Origin of the sequence: Kushneria sinocarnis (assembly GCF_003633775.1) — a bacterium.
Lineage (GTDB): Bacteria > Pseudomonadota > Gammaproteobacteria > Pseudomonadales > Halomonadaceae > Kushneria > Kushneria sinocarnis.
In genome coordinates, this window is sequence record NZ_RBIN01000007.1 from 154,235 (window position 1) to 171,024 (window position 16,790).

At 56.9% G+C, this 16,790-nt stretch carries 21 protein-coding genes; all 21 read left to right on the forward strand.

Going from position 1 to position 16,790, the window contains the following annotated elements; genetic code table 11:
- Positions 1–4 precede the first annotated feature (4 nt).
- The 21 genes from C7446_RS12655 (at position 5) to C7446_RS12755 (ending at position 16,516) form a co-directional block, all read left to right on the forward strand.
- Positions 5–409 (forward strand): protein singed, encoded by a 405-nt coding sequence (locus C7446_RS12655; RefSeq protein WP_121173478.1) that lies wholly within the window; start codon positions 5–7, stop codon positions 407–409.
- Complete coding sequence (locus C7446_RS12660; RefSeq protein ID WP_121173479.1) at positions 396–773, forward strand: hypothetical protein; 378 nt, start codon at positions 396–398, stop codon at positions 771–773. Before C7446_RS12655 ends, C7446_RS12660 begins: the two co-directional genes overlap by 14 nt.
- A 17-nt stretch (positions 774–790) precedes the next feature.
- A complete protein-coding gene (locus C7446_RS12665; protein WP_147408774.1) occupies positions 791–1,153 on the forward strand; it encodes an HK97-gp10 family putative phage morphogenesis protein in 363 nt (120 codons plus the stop codon).
- Entirely contained in the window at positions 1,153–1,560 is a 408-nt protein-coding gene (locus C7446_RS12670) for a phage tail terminator-like protein (protein ID WP_170150088.1), read from the forward strand. Before C7446_RS12665 ends, C7446_RS12670 begins: the two co-directional genes overlap by 1 nt.
- A gap of 65 nt (positions 1,561–1,625) precedes the next feature.
- Complete coding sequence (locus tag C7446_RS12675; RefSeq protein WP_121173482.1) at positions 1,626–2,573, forward strand: phage tail tube protein; 948 nt, start codon at positions 1,626–1,628, stop codon at positions 2,571–2,573.
- Positions 2,574–2,652: 79 nt separating this feature from the next.
- Positions 2,653–3,201, forward strand: coding sequence for a hypothetical protein (locus C7446_RS12680; RefSeq protein ID WP_121173483.1), 549 nt, complete (start codon positions 2,653–2,655; stop codon positions 3,199–3,201).
- 41 nt (positions 3,202–3,242) lie between these two features.
- The gene (locus C7446_RS12685; RefSeq protein ID WP_121173484.1) at positions 3,243–3,431 is read left to right on the forward strand and encodes a hypothetical protein; all 189 of its coding nucleotides are present in this window, start codon (positions 3,243–3,245) and stop codon (positions 3,429–3,431) included.
- A gap of 1 nt (position 3,432) precedes the next feature.
- Positions 3,433–3,951 (forward strand): phage upper tail fiber protein, encoded by a 519-nt coding sequence (locus C7446_RS12690; protein ID WP_121173485.1) that lies wholly within the window; start codon positions 3,433–3,435, stop codon positions 3,949–3,951.
- A 2-nt stretch (positions 3,952–3,953) separates the two neighbouring features.
- On the forward strand, positions 3,954–4,772 hold the full coding sequence (locus C7446_RS12695; RefSeq protein WP_121173486.1) for a hypothetical protein: 819 nt from the start codon (positions 3,954–3,956) through the stop codon (positions 4,770–4,772).
- Positions 4,773–4,827: 55 nt separating this feature from the next.
- Positions 4,828–5,154 carry a hypothetical protein gene (locus C7446_RS12700; RefSeq protein WP_121173487.1) on the forward strand — a complete coding sequence of 109 codons (327 nt, stop codon included), beginning with the start codon at positions 4,828–4,830 and terminating at the stop codon, positions 5,152–5,154.
- Between the two features lie 60 nt (positions 5,155–5,214).
- Positions 5,215–7,911: a phage tail tape measure protein gene (locus C7446_RS12705; RefSeq protein WP_121173488.1), complete on the forward strand. Its 2,697-nt coding sequence runs from the start codon at positions 5,215–5,217 to the stop codon at positions 7,909–7,911.
- Positions 7,911–8,255, forward strand: coding sequence for a phage tail protein (locus C7446_RS12710; protein WP_121173489.1), 345 nt, complete (start codon positions 7,911–7,913; stop codon positions 8,253–8,255). The genes C7446_RS12705 and C7446_RS12710 overlap by 1 nt, the downstream gene beginning before the upstream one ends.
- Complete coding sequence (locus tag C7446_RS12715; RefSeq protein ID WP_170150089.1) at positions 8,252–8,971, forward strand: phage minor tail protein L; 720 nt, start codon at positions 8,252–8,254, stop codon at positions 8,969–8,971. The genes C7446_RS12710 and C7446_RS12715 overlap by 4 nt, the downstream gene beginning before the upstream one ends.
- Positions 8,972–9,151: 180 nt before the next feature.
- A complete protein-coding gene (locus C7446_RS12720; protein WP_121173491.1) occupies positions 9,152–9,877 on the forward strand; it encodes an NlpC/P60 family protein in 726 nt (241 codons plus the stop codon).
- Positions 9,874–10,470 (forward strand): tail assembly protein, encoded by a 597-nt coding sequence (locus tag C7446_RS12725; protein ID WP_121173492.1) that lies wholly within the window; start codon positions 9,874–9,876, stop codon positions 10,468–10,470. The genes C7446_RS12720 and C7446_RS12725 overlap by 4 nt, the downstream gene beginning before the upstream one ends.
- A 7-nt stretch (positions 10,471–10,477) precedes the next feature.
- Positions 10,478–13,747, forward strand: a complete 3,270-nt coding sequence (locus tag C7446_RS12730) for a TipJ family phage tail tip protein (protein WP_121173493.1) — start codon at positions 10,478–10,480, stop codon at positions 13,745–13,747.
- Positions 13,747–14,091 carry a hypothetical protein gene (locus tag C7446_RS12735; protein ID WP_121173494.1) on the forward strand — a complete coding sequence of 115 codons (345 nt, stop codon included), beginning with the start codon at positions 13,747–13,749 and terminating at the stop codon, positions 14,089–14,091. The genes C7446_RS12730 and C7446_RS12735 overlap by 1 nt, the downstream gene beginning before the upstream one ends.
- A gap of 4 nt (positions 14,092–14,095) precedes the next feature.
- Complete coding sequence (locus tag C7446_RS12740) at positions 14,096–14,947, forward strand: hypothetical protein (RefSeq protein ID WP_121173495.1); 852 nt, start codon at positions 14,096–14,098, stop codon at positions 14,945–14,947.
- Positions 14,948–15,012: 65 nt separating this feature from the next.
- Positions 15,013–15,852 carry a hypothetical protein gene (locus C7446_RS12745; RefSeq protein WP_121173496.1) on the forward strand — a complete coding sequence of 280 codons (840 nt, stop codon included), beginning with the start codon at positions 15,013–15,015 and terminating at the stop codon, positions 15,850–15,852.
- Positions 15,849–16,124, forward strand: a complete 276-nt coding sequence (locus tag C7446_RS12750) for a hypothetical protein (protein ID WP_121173497.1) — start codon at positions 15,849–15,851, stop codon at positions 16,122–16,124. The genes C7446_RS12745 and C7446_RS12750 overlap by 4 nt, the downstream gene beginning before the upstream one ends.
- The gene (locus C7446_RS12755; protein ID WP_121173498.1) at positions 16,124–16,516 is read left to right on the forward strand and encodes a hypothetical protein; all 393 of its coding nucleotides are present in this window, start codon (positions 16,124–16,126) and stop codon (positions 16,514–16,516) included. Before C7446_RS12750 ends, C7446_RS12755 begins: the two co-directional genes overlap by 1 nt.
- The last annotated feature ends 274 nt before the right edge of the window (positions 16,517–16,790 follow it).

A 16,790-nucleotide genomic window follows, 5' to 3' on the forward strand; every position in this document is an offset into this window, starting at 1 on the left:
AACCATGGCGCAATACGTAACCGTCACCGATGTCGATGAATACCTGGGCGATGGATGGGCTGACACCGGCCAGAAGGGGCGTTATGTCGCCATGGCTAATGCGTGGCTTTCGGCGCAACGCATCGACAGCACCGAGCCTGTGCCGGATGAGATCAAAACAGCCGCCGCTGAGCTGGCCGCTGCTGCTGAGGAGGGCGTGCTCTATGAGCAGCATGAGCAGGGTCAGGTAACGCAGGATGAGGTCGAGGCCGATGGCGTTCGATCGAACCGTAGATATGCAGCGTCGGCTGATTCGTTTGGCGATAACGCAGCCCTGCCACAGCGGGTTCAGTTCGCTCTGGCGCTGATCGAGCCGTATCGCAAACTGCCTATGGGCATCACGGTAGGGTATCGAAATGGCTGTATCTGATCGTATTGACCAGCGACTGCGTGCTGCATTTGCTGACCCGGACCGGCTGGGGGAGGCATATAAGCCGTTCACCGCAGAGCGGCGAGAATCGGGTGGTTACGTGCCGGGAGAGGGGCAGCAGCCTGACAGCATTACGTCATATTCCGGCAACTACTGGCAGGCGCAGTTCACGTTCAGCCAGCTCCAGACGCTCGATCTGGATTCAGCTGATATTCGCATCGGCATGCTGTCGAGTGATGTAGAGAAGGCGCCGCAGTTGGATGACACGCTGACGCTGGACGACGGTACGACCGCCCGGGTGACTGAAGTGGAGCCCAATACGATCGGCGTGACTTACATGATCAGGCTGAGGGTAAACGGATGAGCAAGGGCGGATGGACGATGCTGCCAAGCCAGTTCGTGGACACCATCGAGGATGATCTGGGCGTACTGGTTCGCGATCGTGCCGAGCAGGTGGTGCGTGATCTGGTCTATTTCTCACCGGTCAGAACCGGGCGCTTTGTCGGTAACATGAACTTCAGCGTCAACCGCCCCGATAACTCATACGATCCAGAGCTGTATGACGCCAGCCGGAACGACACATTCGCCAATGCGCGTATCGCCATTGCAGCGCTCAGGCCGGGTGATACGTTCTACGCAGTGAACACCACGCCCTACGGTAAATATCTCGAATGGGGCACGACCAAAATGGCACCGCGACGCCCGTTCGGTCGCGCCTTCAACAATCTGCGCGAGGCAGGCTGATGAATGATGGCGAAATACTGTCAGCGCTGGAAGTGAGGGCGTCTCAGTGGCCCGGTGATACTCCGCTACTGTATGACAATCAGCGTACGCCGGCTGACCTGCAACAGCAGATCGAGCAGAAATCGACCAACTGGGTGCGCATGACATTCCTGCCCGGCGATACCAATCCGTTCGAAACGGGCACTCGCGTCATTGACCGGCGTACCGGTATTGTCGAATTCCAGATTTTTACGCGGCTGGACTCAGGGCCGACCGACGGCTACCGAATTGCCGATGTCATGGGCCAGCACATGGCTCACCAGCAGCTTGGCCAGCTGGAAACGTGGGAGTATCAAACCGAGCGTGTTGGCGAGAGCAATGGCTGGCATCAGCTCAATCTACAGGTGCGCTACCGGGCGCAATCCTGACATCAACCGCATATTGAATACATGGCCGCCTCAGGGCGGTTTTTTAATGCCTTCAGGAGGGAAGCATGGCATCAGGTAATCAGCAGCGTGTATGCGTCCGGCAGGCAGGATCCGACGAGCCTTGGCAGATCCTGCGACGCACCGATGGAGCACCCGGCATCACGACCAACATGGAAGACCCGAACGAGGTCGATTCCAGCGGCCAGCAGAATTCGATGATGCTGACATCGATCACGGTCGGCGGAGACACCAGTATCGCGTTTTCGGCCAGCACATACGACCTGATCATCCGTAATGTCATGGGTTCCGAATGGCAGTCGGACGGCTCTATCGTGATTGGGCAGGATACGCCGGCGCTGGAGTTTCTGGTGGCGTACATGGACGTCGGCAGCAATGGCGTAGGCTATCTGATCAGCGAGGCCAACGTCTCCCAGCTGCAGCTGAGCATTTCCGCCGGATCTGCACTGACCGGATCGTTCTCGGTGGTCGGCGAGGGCTACAACGCCAATTACGACTTCAGCGGTGACAGCTTCACAGACGAGACCAGCACCAAGGTCATCAACTGCGCACAGGACATCAATGAGATCGTCATCGATGGGCAGTCGCAGATCAACGTGTGCGTCAACTCGATGGATCTAACCATCAATCGCAACTATCAGGAAGACGCCTGTGTGGGCCATCTGGTCGCTCATCAGGACAAGGGTACCGCTCAGGGGTCCGGCAGCATTTCGCTCGCGCTCACTCAGGACACGTTCAATCTGCTGGAGCAGTCCATCAACGAGGAGGAGTTCGGCATTCGTGTCGATATGGGTGATGGCAACGGCAATCAGTACCTGTTCGAACTGCTGCGCGTGAAACTGGGGGTCGAAATGCCTTCCGGTGGTCGAGACGCCATCCTGCGCCCGAGCGTGAACTATAACGCGCTGCGTGATGCAACTGCCGACACATTCATTCGCATCACACGCACACAAGCTGATACCAGCGGCTCGGGTGATGGCTCTTCGTCGAGCTGATATTTTGCTGTCCGGCTATCCAGTGCCGGCCGGGCAGCCTTTTCAGGCGCTGGGCATAATGACACACGGAGTTGACTGCATGGCACTGACACTGAATACCGATACACATGATGGCGAATCCCGCTGGTTCCGCTACGACGACGACACAGAGGCGCTGATCGGGCGTCTGGACAATCATCGATATGCAGTCGGTCTGTCGCATTTCCGCGTCTACAACGAGGAGCGCAGCCGACAGCTGATCCAACAGATGACCGATAACGACGGCAACCTGCGATTTGGTGGCGGGGTTCTGGACGTCTCGGACGACGATCAGACCGAAATGGACGCGCAATGCCAGCTATTGGCTCGTTATGTACTGCTGGACGTGCGAACGCCGAGCAAGCAGAAGTTGTATATCGACGACAAGAGTTATGACTATTCAGCCGATCTTGGCTACCAGCTACTGATCAACAACTCCGAGTTTTTCGGCTTCGTCCTCTCCCGAGCCGCTCAGCTGCGTGATGAGGCTCAGGGGATTGCCGAGCGCACTGAAAAAAAGCCGTCGCCCAGATCCACTGGGAGCAACACTGGGGCGGCGAAGAAGGGCGGTCAGCAGAAGAAGCGTACACGGCAATCAGCCGATTCATAACGGTCGAGAACCCAAGGCCGGAGCTGGATGACCTGACCGTCATGGTGCTGGGCGCCTATCGCATGATTGAGCGTGGTCGGCAGTTCATCGTCGGCGACAAGGCATACCCAATGCCGCTGACGCTGGACCAGATCGGCAGCTATGCCCAGCACTTTACCCCGCCATTGCCATTCACCGACTTTGCTCGCGTGGTGATGGCGATGGATGACGAATACCGCAACGGAGAGTGACATGCGCCTTCAGGGGACGCTCTACAATGCCGGCGGCCCGATTTCCGCCGTGCCGCTTCATTTTGTGTCGGAGACCACGACGCAGGGCGGCGTTCTGGTCAAGTCCGAATATCAGGTCAAGACCGATCAGGACGGCAGCTATGACATTGAGCTACGCCCGGGGAGCTACCGGGTAACTTGGGGCAAGGGCAGCCAGGCTGCGCGTCTCGGCACCATCACGGCAGACGAAAGCTCTTCGATGACACTGCCTGCGGCGCTTGAGTCTACGGGTGGCGATGTTCAGGAAGACCCGCCCAGCATTACCGTTGCCAATTCTCAGGCGCTTGAGGGGCATCCTGCTTCTGATTTCCTGCTTGTCACTGACGCAGGATCCGCGGCCCGAAGTGACGCATCGGAGTTCGCGACCTCCGAGCAGGGCGATCGGGCAGACAGCGCTCTGCAGGCTCGCTCCCTGACTCAGGAAGAATATGACGCGCTGGAATCACCCGACAGTGGCGTGCTCTACTGCATCCCGGAGTGATCATGCTGATTCTGGATGGTAATACGATCGACCAGCTGAATCTCGGCAGCCAGAAGATCGGCAGGGCGTATCTGGGCGATCAACTGGTTTATGCCGCTCTAGAGCAACTGCTTTTCCTCAACGGCCAGTCAGGTTTGCTGTACCGGGTGGAGCCGCAATATCTCTATCAGGACGAGGCTGGTACAACACCGGTGACAGGTTCTGGTGATCCCGTCGCTCTAATACGAGATGCCGGGCCAAATGGGCTGGACGGCATTGTGAGGGGCGGGACAGCAACATATCAGGTCGATAGTAACGGCGCTGGATTCCTCGAGCTCAGCGGGCAGTCCATAGAAGCGGGATCTGGTACAGACCTGCAGCTGGGCAGGCCCCAGTTTTGTATAGGGATGGAGACCAGCGACAGCATTGGCGGTGGCTCTCACTGGGCGATTTTCCGGGCGCGATCCGGTGGTTTTGATGATGCTGCGCTATCCATTTATGAGTCGAGCGATGATTACGTTTCGCTTTCCTACAGCTCTCTGTTGAGCTCTGATGATCAGCTCAATGGCGTGCCGGCGCGGCGTGTCATGGGCGCTGACCCGGATAGCAACGTCATATGGACTACCGGATTCGATGACAGGACCGGCGCTTTCAGTGACGGAGAGATTGACTATCCAGCATCCGCCGATAGCTACCCGTTGATCATCGGATCTCGCCAGAATGCGTACGAGACATGGCCCGGCCGATTCTACGGTGCGATCTATGGCGAGGAATTCGGTGCCGCGCTGATACAGCGCTATCGACAACATCTGACATCTCTCATGCAGCTGTCATCCTTGTGACCTTGCCGTGCTAGTCCTCTGTGTTACGATCCGTTAAAACATGGAGGGTGTGAATATGAGGTTTTTCGCTGCAGCTCTCATGGTCTCGGCGATTCTGGTTGGTTGTGCCGGCGAAAGCTCTGATGAAAAAGGGATTGCCAATCTAAATTGCGGGATGTTGGGTGACGTTGATATATGGAACAACTTTGGCGTAATCGACTACGTTGACATGGGCGGAAGAGCATACCGCTCTGACGAGCAAACAAATTTCATTGATGGCCGTGAAGTACCTTCATTGCTTTTTGACGACGGTACCGTGGTTTCTTTTGTTGAAAACAATCAGTATCCGGTTCTCATCCAGTACAAGGGGAAGGGTGACCCGTACTTTTGCAGTCCCAGATAAAACGCCAAACTGAAAGCAGCCCGGTCATACGCCGGGCTTTTTTGTGTCGAGGAGTTTGATATGGCCGAGTCGCGCCTCAGCATCGTGATCGAATCCAGAAGCGCTGAGCAGCAGGCTCAGGATCTGCGTCGCGCCCTTCAGGCTGTAGAGAACGCCGGCGTTCGAGTCACCAGCTCTGCCAACAGCGTTACCCAGCAGTTTCGGCAGGAGGGTCAGGCTGCTTCTCAGCTGGGTGGCCAGCTCGATTCTGCGCGCGGCTCGGCTCAGCGGATGGATCAGGCGCAGCAAAAACTGGCACAAGGGCAGAAGGGTGTATTCCAGAGCGTCAACAACACTGCCAGCCAGGCAGACAACCTTGCCCAGAAATACAATGCAGCCGGGTTGTCTGCCAAACAGTTGCAGATGGCGCAGCGCCAACTGCCCATGCAGTTTACCGACATCTTTACGTCGCTCGCTGCAGGACAGCCGCCCATTCAGGTGCTTCTGCAGCAGGGCGGACAGCTGAAGGACGTTTTTGGTGGCATTGGTCCTGCATTCAGGGAGAGCGCCAGATACATTCTGAGGCTGGTCAATCCAGTGACAGTTCTGGCAGGCGCACTCGTGGGTCTTTATGCGGCATATGAGAGTGGCGCGGGAGAATCACGTCGATTTCAGGAATCGCTGTCGCTAACCGGCAATATCGCGGGAACTACTTCGCAGCAGCTTTCACAGTTTGCTGAGTCACTGGATGGCATCGCTGGAGCAACCACGCATGAGGCCGCTGATGCGCTTGATCAGGTTGTCAGGTCTGGCGAGTTCGCAGAGAGCCAAATATCCAATGTTGCTGCAACAGCGATCACGTTAAGGCAAACAATCGGGCGTTCCATCGAAGACACCATCTCGGATTTCTCTGATCTATCCGACGATCCCGTCAAATCGATTCAGAGCCTGAATGAGCAGTACAACTTCCTGACGGCTGACATGTATGAGCAGATCAATGCTCTGCAACGGGAGGGGAATCAGACCGAGGCTACCGAGCGAGCCATGGATGCGTACTCGGAAGCGATGAGGAATCGATCTCGAGCTGTTACGCAGAATCTGGGTGACATTGAAAAGGCGTGGAATGCAGTAAAGAACGTCACCCGGGAAGCGATCGATGAAATGCAATCCATTGGTCGTGGCCCCAATCTCGAAGGCTATATTCAGCAACTAAGGGATGAGCTTGGCGCTTCCGGCATCAGGAATACCAATTTAGGTGTAAATACACCGACTGCGCCCAACCGCAGGGGCGAAGCAGAGCGTGAGATCCAGTTTTACGAGGATATGGCTGCAGCTATCAGCGCCTTCGCTCCGGCTTCTCGCGAATATCAGAAAGAACAGAACCGTCAGATTGAGCACGACCAGCGCATCAATGATCTGATCGACGCACGGCATACGACCCAGTACCAGATCAATCAACAGCTCAAGGAGCGTAATCAGCTTCAGGAAGAGCTTGCCTCAACTGATGACCCAGAGCGCCGATCGGAAATACAGGATTCCATCCGGGCACGGAATCAACAGATTTCCAGCCTTAGGGAAAACACGGAGGCTCAGCAAAGGGCTGAGCAGGCGCAGCGCGAGTTTCGTCAGCAGGTCGAGCAGAGCCGTCGTGCCGTGCAGGGTTTGTTCGGCGATTACAACGAGGCCGGCAGAGCGCTTGCCGACTACTACGACCGGCTGGACTCGATCAATCAGAGCGGCGCTTTCCGCATCAACCCCGAGCTGGAGCGCTCTGCAGCCATTGGTGCCAATGCCATGCGCTTGGCGCAGGATTCTGCCGAGGAGGGTGGTCGTAACCGCATTGCCGCACTCAGGCAGCAGCAGGAGGCGCTGCTCAACGAACGTCGTCGTGCATACTCGATGGAAATCGCTGGCGTCGGCATGGGGGATGACCAGCTTCAGCGTGCTCAGGATATTCAGAAGATTCGCCAGCAATATCTGGACAGGCAGAGCGATGTGGTCAGCCAGTTCAGCCAGGGCGACATCAGTGAGGAGCAGAAGGATCAGCAGCTGGCCCTGCTGAAGGAGTACTCGAAAGAGGCGGTCTCCATCAGGCGAGACATGTATGACCAGATGGATGCTGCTCGTGGCGACTGGCAGAACGGATTCAATTCTGCGCTGGACGACTTCCTGCGCCAATCCCAGAACGTTGCAGGTCAGTTCGAATCGGCGTTTGGTAACGCCTTCAGTAGCGCCAACGACGAGCTTGCCAAGTTCCTGACGGGCGCCGAGGCCGATCTTGGCGGCTTTCTGCAAAGCGTGGCGCAGGACTTTGCAAAGATCGGCATCCGTCAGGCCGAATCATCGTTGCTGTCTTCGATCGGCTTCAGTGCAGCAACCGGAGCGAGTAGTTATGCCGGAGGCGATTTTACCAGCGCCATCGGTCTGGCCTCGGGCGGTCCTGTCAGCGGGCCGGGCACCAGCACAAGCGATTCCATCCCCGCTCGCCTGTCCGATGGTGAGTACGTGGTCAATGCTGCCGCCACAAAACGTCACAGGCCGGTACTGGACGCCATCAACAGCGGTCAGGGAAAGAGCTTCGATTCCGGTGGCCCGGCATCGTCCGGCAGCGGGGGTAAAACGGAGTTCAACTTCAGCCCGACCATCCAGATGCAGTATCAGCCGGGCGCCAATGACTCAGACGTGCGCCGCCAGGCGCAGCAATCCACTGACGAGATGAAAGCTCAGTTTCAGCAGTGGCTGCTGGATGAGAAGGAAAACGGAGGTTTGCTCAGCTGATGGATATGCTACCGGATGTGGGGCGCAACCCGTCATACGGATTGGCCAATGATCCCGAGTTCAGTGTCGATACCGTTTCGTTCGGCGACGGCTTTGAGCAGTCGTCGCCGGCCGGCATCAACTCGATCCGGGATCAGTGGTCCCTGACGTGGAACCTGCTGCGCCGCGAAGAGTTCGACGAGCTGTACTCGTTTCTGGTTTCGAAAAGGGGAAGCGAGCCGTTTCAGTGGTCGATTCCTGATGACGACAGGACAGTAACGGTCAAGTGCAAGGACCCGAAATACACCTATACCGACTTCGGCCTTTACCAGCTGACGGCAACATTCCGGGAGGTTTTCGTGTGAGCGAGATCATTGCCCGTGAATCGCAACTGCTATCAACCGATCACGTGGTTCAGTTGTTCGAGCTGGACGCCTCACGCTGGAATGGTGGCACTCTGAGGTTCACCAACGAAACGGACGAGGACGGGAACCCGCTTCAGTTCAATGGCTACACTTATCAACCCATCCCTGTTGAGGCTACGGGCTTTGAATGGACGACTCAGGGAAAGCAGCCGCGACCGGAGCTCAAGGTAACGGCACTCGATCGGGACTGGATGTCGCTGATCATCGGCGCCGACGATCTGGAAGGGGCGCAGGTTACCCGCATCAAGACATTCCGCAAATGCCTTGATGATGGTAGTGATCCCGACCCGCTACAGACTTTTCCTTCGCAGACCTATCGAATCGAGCGCAAGAAAGAGCAGAGCCGGACGCATATCAAGTTCGAGCTGACAATGGCGCTTGATCAGCAGGGTCGGCAGGTGCCGTTCCGACAGTGCATTCGCGACACCTGTACGCATACCTATAGGTACTGGGACGGTGAGAAATTCGTCTACGAGGGTGTCACGTGCCCCTACGCTGGCGACCGTTACTACGACCTTCAGGGCAATGAAGTCGGAGACCCAGCCGAGGACGTGTGCCCGAAAGACCTGAACCACGGCTGCAAAAAACGATTCGGCGAAAATGGCCGGCTGCCCTTTCGGGGATTCCCCGGGCTCGCAAGAACGTCAACCACATGAGGTAAGATCGATGTCTATCAAACCATGGGAAGACCGCGCACCCGCACGTAATGTTTCCAGCCCACATCGCTTGCAGGATATGAACAGGAAGGTTTCCGAAAGCATCAGGAAGGGGCCATTGTACGGTGCTCATCACCAAAAACTGGACGCGATGAATAGATCGGGTGAGGATAGGCACTGATGTTCTCTCAGCACTGCGATCAGATCCGCGACGCATCCATAGCCGCCTACCCCAACGAGGCGGCTTTTTTGATTCTGGCTGATGGTGAATGCAGGCAGGTCAATAACTGTGCCGATGACCCGACAAGTACATTTCGTGTATCAAAAAGGCAAATGGCAGCGGCTCACAGGCGCGGATTGCTGGCTGTGGTGCATAGCCATCCCGACTATCCGCAGTGCCCGTCAGAGGGCGATATGCGCTCTCAGATGGCAATGGGCGTGCCCTGGGGAGTCATTGCCACCGATGGCGTCAACGCCACCGAGATCACGTGGTTCGGCGATCAGGTCGAGCGTCAGCCGCTGATCGGGCGGGGTTTTGTGCATGGCGTCACCGATTGCTATTCGCTGATCCGCGACTACTACTGGCTGGAGCAGGGTATCGAGTTGCCGGATTTTCCCCGCAGCTGGGAGTGGTGGCGCAACGGGCAGGATCTTTACCGCGATGGGGTCGAACAGGCCGGCTTCGAGCAGATCGAGGCAGGCGATGTGCGCCCGGGCGATATGCTCTGGATGCAGATTAATTCGAAGGTGCCCAGTCATGGCGCGATCTACATGGGCGGTGACCTGATCATGCACCACGTTACTGCCCGGCGCCCGGTTGACCATACCCGCACCAGTCATCGCACGCCGATTCATCGCTGGCAGTCATACATCACTCACTACTACCGACACCGGGAGATGACATGAAGGATGTGCATCTGCATGGCTCCCTGCAGGACCGCTTCGGCGGTCCTTTTTCGTTGGATGTCCGTGATCCGGCCGAGGCTGTAAGAGCGCTTTCCTGCCAGATCAAAGGGTTCAGCGATGCCATTGGCGAAGCGGAATGGCAAGTTGTTATGGGATCTCTTGATGACGGCGAAACGCTGGACGAGCAAACCGTGCAGGTCGGGTTCGGCAGGCAGCGAGAAATGCATATCCTGCCCGCTATTCAGGGTGCGGGGGATGGCGCAGGAAAGGCCATCGCCGGCGCGGCGCTGATCGGCGCATCGTTTGCACTGGGGCCGGCCGGGCTGGCTATTGGCGGATCGACGCTGCTCTCCGGTGCCACGATCGCAACCATGGGCGCGTCACTGGCACTGACCGGCATATCCCAGGCGCTTACCAAGACCCCGCAGACCGGCGATTACGGCGACAAGGCCGATGTCGAGGAGCGCCCATCTTTCCTTTTTGATGGCCCGGTGAACAACAGCGCTCAGGGTCTCCCGGTCCCCATTGTCGTGGGCGAGATCAAAACGGGCTCAGTGGTGATTTCCGCGAGCCTGACCGCAGAGAAGATGTGAGGCAGGCATGGTCGAGATTGTCGGTCAGAAAGGCGGCAAGGGCGGCGGCGGTGGTGGCCGCGTTGCCCAGGAAGATCCCAACACGCTGCAGGCCAATACCGTCGCGCGCATCATTGATCTGATGTGCGAGGGTCCCATCGAAGGTCTTGTCAATGGCGAGCAGTCGATATTCATCGACGAGACACCGTTGATGGCCGATGACGGCACGTACAACTTCGACGGCATCGAATGGGAGTTCCGTGAGGGCACGCCGGATCAGGACATCGTGAATGGATTCTCAAGCGTCGAGAACCAGACCGATGTTTCTACCGAGTTGACGAAGGGTAGTCCGCTGGTCCGATCGGTGACCAATCTGGATGCCGATGCCGTTCGTGTAACGGTCGGCGTGCAGCGTCTGACGCAGCAGGATGCCGATGACGGCGATTTGCATGGATCGACTGTCGAGATGGCAGTGGACGTGCGTGCCGATGGCGGCGACTGGTCGCAGCGCAAGACCATTACCATCGATGGAAAGACGACCAGCCAGTACCCGGAGTCTCACCGCATCGAATTGCCCGGTAATGGGCCGTGGGATATTCGGTTGCGCCGCCTGACTGACGATCATGACGATGACTCGACCATTCAGGACGCCACGTACTGGTTCTATTACACCACCATCATCGACGGCAAGTTCATCTATCCGGATAGTGCCTATATCGCGCTCAAGGTCGATGCCAAACAGTTTGGCTCCAGTATCCCGAATCGGGCCTATCAGATCCGCGGACTGATCGTGTCCGTGCCGGACAATTATGACCCGGAAACACGTGAGTACAGCGGCATCTGGTCCGGCCAATTCAAGAAGGCGTGGACCAATAACCCGGCGTGGATATTTTACGACATCGCTACCAATAACCGGTATGGCGCCGGTCTGCAGAACGTGGACAAGTGGAGCCTGTACCAGATCGCGCAGTACTGCGACGAGCTGGTGCCCAATGGTTACGGTGCGGACGAACCGCGCTTTACCATGAACACTGTTATCAACAGTCGCCGCGAAGCGTATGAAGTGCTGAATACGCTCGCCTCTGCATTCCGGGGGATGCTTTACTGGAGCGGCGACGCTATACAGCCGGTACAGGATGCCCCGCAGGACGCTTCACGTCATTTCGGCCCGTCCGATATTGCAGATGGCGAGTTCAAGTACACACAGTCGCGTCTGCGAACCCGGCACAGCGTCGCGCTGGTCACCTGGAATGACCCGGAGGATAACTACCGGCAGGCAGTCGAGGTCGTCGAGGATGCCGATGCTATCCAGAAATACGGCTGGGTACAGACCGACATCACTGCTTTCGGATGCACCAGTCGCGGTCAGGCACGCCGTCTTGGCCTGTGGACGCTGTACAGTGAGCGCAATGAACGCGACACCATCGAGTTTGATGTGGGGCTCAATGTCTACGGGCTTGAGCCGGGTCAGATCATCGACATCAACGACCCGAGCTATCAGGGCGCCCGACTGCACGGCCGGTTGACCGGTGAGTCAACGACTACCGAGCTGATGCTCGACCGGGCTCCGGATGCCGATCTCGGTGACAATCGCGCCGTCACCGTCATGCTGCCCAACGGGTCTCGCGAGCGTAAGGGGATCAGCAGCATCGTTGGCAATCGGGTCACGCTTGATAGCTCTCTCAGCGCAGTGCCGGTTGCCAATGCTGTCTGGATGATCTCCAGCGACAGCGTTGGTCCGCGCAAATTCCGCATCGTCTCTATAGCCGAGAAGGATACCGGCAAGCGGTTCACCGTTACGGCACTTGAGCACGATCCCAACAAGTACGCCCGCGTTGAGCAGAACCTGCAGGTGCCGGACAGCCCAACCACGCTGCTGCCGACAGGCCCAATTGTCGCGCCGCTGAATATCACGGTTGAGACTTATACTTATCTCGCCGGTGGCAATAGCCACCAGGCACTGATTGTGTCATGGACGCCTGCTGATGATCCGCGCGTGCAGTCATATGTGGCTCAGACAATGGGCCCCAATGATGTGGTCTGGCAGGATCTCGGCACCACGACACGGACCAGTGTCGATGTGCGTGACGTTTCTTCCGGTGAATGGCAGTTCCGGGTCGCGTCGATCAGTAGCACCGGTCGGCGTTCGCCATGGTCCGTGCGAGTCACAACGATCGCCTCGATGCTAATGCCGGCGCCACCGGACAGCGTTGACGTTCAGCGAGGCACATTCTCTCTGACGCTGTTACCGACCAGTAGAACTCGCACGCAGCAGCTTTATCAGTTCTACCGATCACTGACGGCGCTGGATGACGAGCAGATCGAGGGCAATGCCACATTTCTCGGCACGTCAACGACACTGGTTGATTCCGGCCTCAACTCCGGCACGGTCTATCAGTATTACGTGCGTGGCTACAACGCCTATGGCGTCAGTGACTGGTACCCGGTGCAGGCCGAAACGAAGGCCGATTTCTCGGATATTATAAATGCCTTGGAAGGAGATATAGAGAGCAAGGACCGGCTCTATCAGTCCATCGTCGAGGGCGTTTCTCCGGGTGTGCTTGAGCAGGTCGATGCCGATCTCGACGGCTACCGGCAGCAGCTTGAGAGCAACGGGCAGGCCATCAGCGAGCTGCAGCAGGGCAACGACGAGCAGGCGCTCAAGATGCTGCTGCTCAAGGCCGCAGGAGAGTCGAGCGCTTCGACGCTGCGGGTCGAGCAGGTGGTGCGGGCAAATCTCGCCCAGCAGGTCACGACGCTGCAGACGGGCCAGGCACAGGTCGAGGACGATCTCTACACCATCTATGACCCGGAAACTGACGGTTTCACTGCTGCCGCGATTCGCACTGTCGATGTCGATGGCCGGAAGGCGGTGCTGGGCATGCGCTCTGACGGCGAGATAGCCGAGATCGGCGCCGTGGCTGACCGCTTCTACATCTACAACGAAGTGAGTGGCGAGCACGTGCTGGCGTTCGTGGTAGAGGATGGTCGCGTCGTGATGCCTGAGTCTCTTATCGGTCAACTCAACGTCGGCAAGATCGTCACCGACACCGGGGAGACCCTGATCGAAGACGGGTACATCAAGACCAAGTTCCTCAGAACTGATGAGATCCAGGCCGCCAAACTTATCTCGACCGTGGATGGCTACAACGGGCGTCCCTCATTCGCCCTTCGAGAAGACGGCTCCTACGAATTCAACTCGACCAGCTCTGACGGGGGCGGTATGCGCTGGAATGGCGAAACCATGACAGTTCAGGACTCTTCCGGCACTACTCGCATCAAGCTGGGGAGGCTCTGATGGCGGATTACGGGCTGCAGGTTTTCGGAGAGGACGGCAACCCCTGGTTCGACTCGACCGAGAACATGGTGCGTGTGGTCGATTATTTTCTGGTGGATACGCCAAACGGGAGCAGGCACATACCCGGGCTCGGGCAGAACGGTTTCTTCATCGTGTCCGGTTACGGCGGAACCAAAGCCTCGGCAGGCAAATGGGGGCAGAGCCAGCCCCCGTTCCTAATGCAGAAATTCCACATTGACGGCGACACATTGAGGTGGGAGTACGATTTCGAGGGTCATTATCACTTCCGTGTTGATGAGCAGGAGCGTTCCCAAATCTATGTAACCGTCATTCTGTTCAGGTGATTTCATGGCGACCTATGGAGCACTATTCGAAAACGCGTCAGGCGATGTACTGATCGACGGTAGCAATCCGTGCTGCTTTCTGCATGAAACGGGGGACGTGACATTCACCAGCTATCGTGATGGAGATTCAGGGCAATCCCTGTACTGGTATCGGGCACACCAGATCAACTTCCAGAATACGATTACAACTCATGAGCCACCGTTTATATGCGGGTACAGCGTCAAGGGCTGCGTGATATTCGGGTACGTAGTCGGAAGTCCTGGTAACTGGCAGGGTTTCAAGGTTTGCGCTTCAAATCGATACACGGGTTACGGCAACTTTGGCTTTGTCGAGTCGATTGAGGGACGTATCAAATATGCCGTTTTCAGCCAGAATGGTGAGGTGCGATCCAGCGACGACTATGGTCTGCTGATCAGGAATGAAGGTGGCCAGCAGGTATTTGATTCAAGAAAGTTCCCGTTCTCATTGCAGGGCCAATTCAGCTACCGCCGTTGGGGTGATAACGATGGCTCGACAGTCAGGTATGACGGCGGCTTTTACAACAACGGCGAAGATGTCGAACCCCCTGACTCCAACTCTTGGCCGCTACTATCGACGCTGAATCAGATGCTGTGGCTGCGCAGCCCGGATTTCGGCGCCCTGGGAAAGATCATAGTCGAGAAGAACGGCGACCGTTTCAATTACCGCTTGGGACTCTTCTACGGCGTTAACCAGGATCTTCATTCCGAGTTCAACGGCTACAACGACCGCGGCGGTCGTGCAACGCCGAACTACGACACGCTGCCAAACCTTGGCGGCGGACAGACCGCCTACAATCTGATCGTATTCGGCAAGATTCCTTATTTCATCCAGTAGAGCGGCTCACCGTATTCACTTCCAGCCTCGCCGTTCAGCGGGGTTTTTTATTGCCTGGAGACAATATGGCAGACGACACAACCGTCGATCAGCAGCAGTTGCAGGCGACGCTCAATGAGGCTTGGCAAAAGGTCCGCGACATTATAAAGGCCCAGCTTGGCACTATTCAGATTGGCGAGAATCAGGCGCTCGGTGTGCTCTCAACCATCGACACGCTGGCAGAGGCGCCGGTGGGTGACCAGGCCACGCTTCTGCAAACGATTGGCCTGGGTATGCTGACTGATGCGATTAATGGGGAAGCTTCTGATGTTCGCTCGGCACTAGGGTTGGGAGCTCTGGCTCAGCTGGCACAACTCAGCGATGCCAAGGTGGGTGATGGCAATGCGCTGGTATCAGCCATTATTGAAGCCATGACAAACGGTAATGCCGATTTTCGGACGTTGCTGGGACTCGGGTCAGCGGCAACATATTCTGACAGTCGATACCCGAAGCTGTCCGGCGGCGCTGCTGCCAATTTTGGAGCAATGCCTCGAGTTGACGGGGCGTATATTATTGAGACCGGCACAACACAAAATGGTAGGTATACGAAATTTTCGGATAGGACGTTAATTTGCACAATTGATAAATACGTATGCGCCGCCTTAGACGGCTATAGGTTCGGAGGACTTTGGGGCTTTCCAGCAATGTTCGCTCTCCCACCTTCATTATCGTACTCCTTTATCAGTCCTACTGGCTCTGTAAATGATCCGTTCTCAGGCACCGGCTTGAGCACATACAACAGCATTTTTTTAACCTCTTCCCTGTCTGAAGCTACGGCCTCGTTGCGGATATGGTATGCCGGGGGTGATGCTGAAACGTCTGACACCATCACAGTAACCATGACTGCAACGGGGTACTGGAAATGAAGATTATCTACATACCGCAGCGTAGTGATCTTTCAGCGGAATACGAATTAGGCGATGACAAGGTCATCGCCCATATGAATGGCCATCAGGAAACCTTTAACTTCCAGAATATGCCGGATGGTCGCGCTGATTCGATCACTGCTGATTATCTCCCGATCTGCCCAGTCGTGGCTGCCGAGCGTGTCGATGGTGATCTGACAGTCACGCTGCTGCACTGGTACGGGGTTGACGCGGCCGAGGACGAGAAACAGGAACGCGAGGTGACGGTCTGATGGCAACGATCAACTGGCAGAATGCACCCACCGCAGAAGAGAAGCTGGAGAAAACCAAGCAGGGTAAACTCGCCGAAATCAACCGAGCCGCCGAAGCCGCAGTGCAGTCGATCCGGCAGCAGTACCCGCAGTTCGAGATCGACACATGGACTGAACAGAAAGCCGAGGCCGAGGCATATCAGACGGATAACTCATCGCCGACGCCGCTTCTCTCGGGGATCGCCGAAGGGCGGGGCATCAGTCTCGATGAACTGGTACAGAAGGTTATGGCAAAAGTGAAGCTTTACCGAAGCGCCGTGGCTCCGGTCACAGGTAAGCGCCAACGGCTTGAAGACGAGATCCTGGCGGCTGATACCGTTGAGGCCGTCAACGCTGTTGAATGGCCGGCCTGATCACCGCTTATTAATCCACGTCGGCATTGATCGTCGTTCGATCAGATGTCGCCACAGGTACTCGGTACGCCCTGGGCTCTTGCTGCCCATCCTGATCATGTTGGCCCACCAGTTGTGGCGGTTAGCGTAATTTAGATAATCTGTCGATCTCTTAACTCAAGAGGCGCTATATCATGAATCCGTTAGACGAGATGAGCCGTGAGGATCTTTACGATCGATTGATAAATGCTGAGGCTCGAGCAGAAGAGCTTTCGAGCCGCTTGGAAAAGATCAG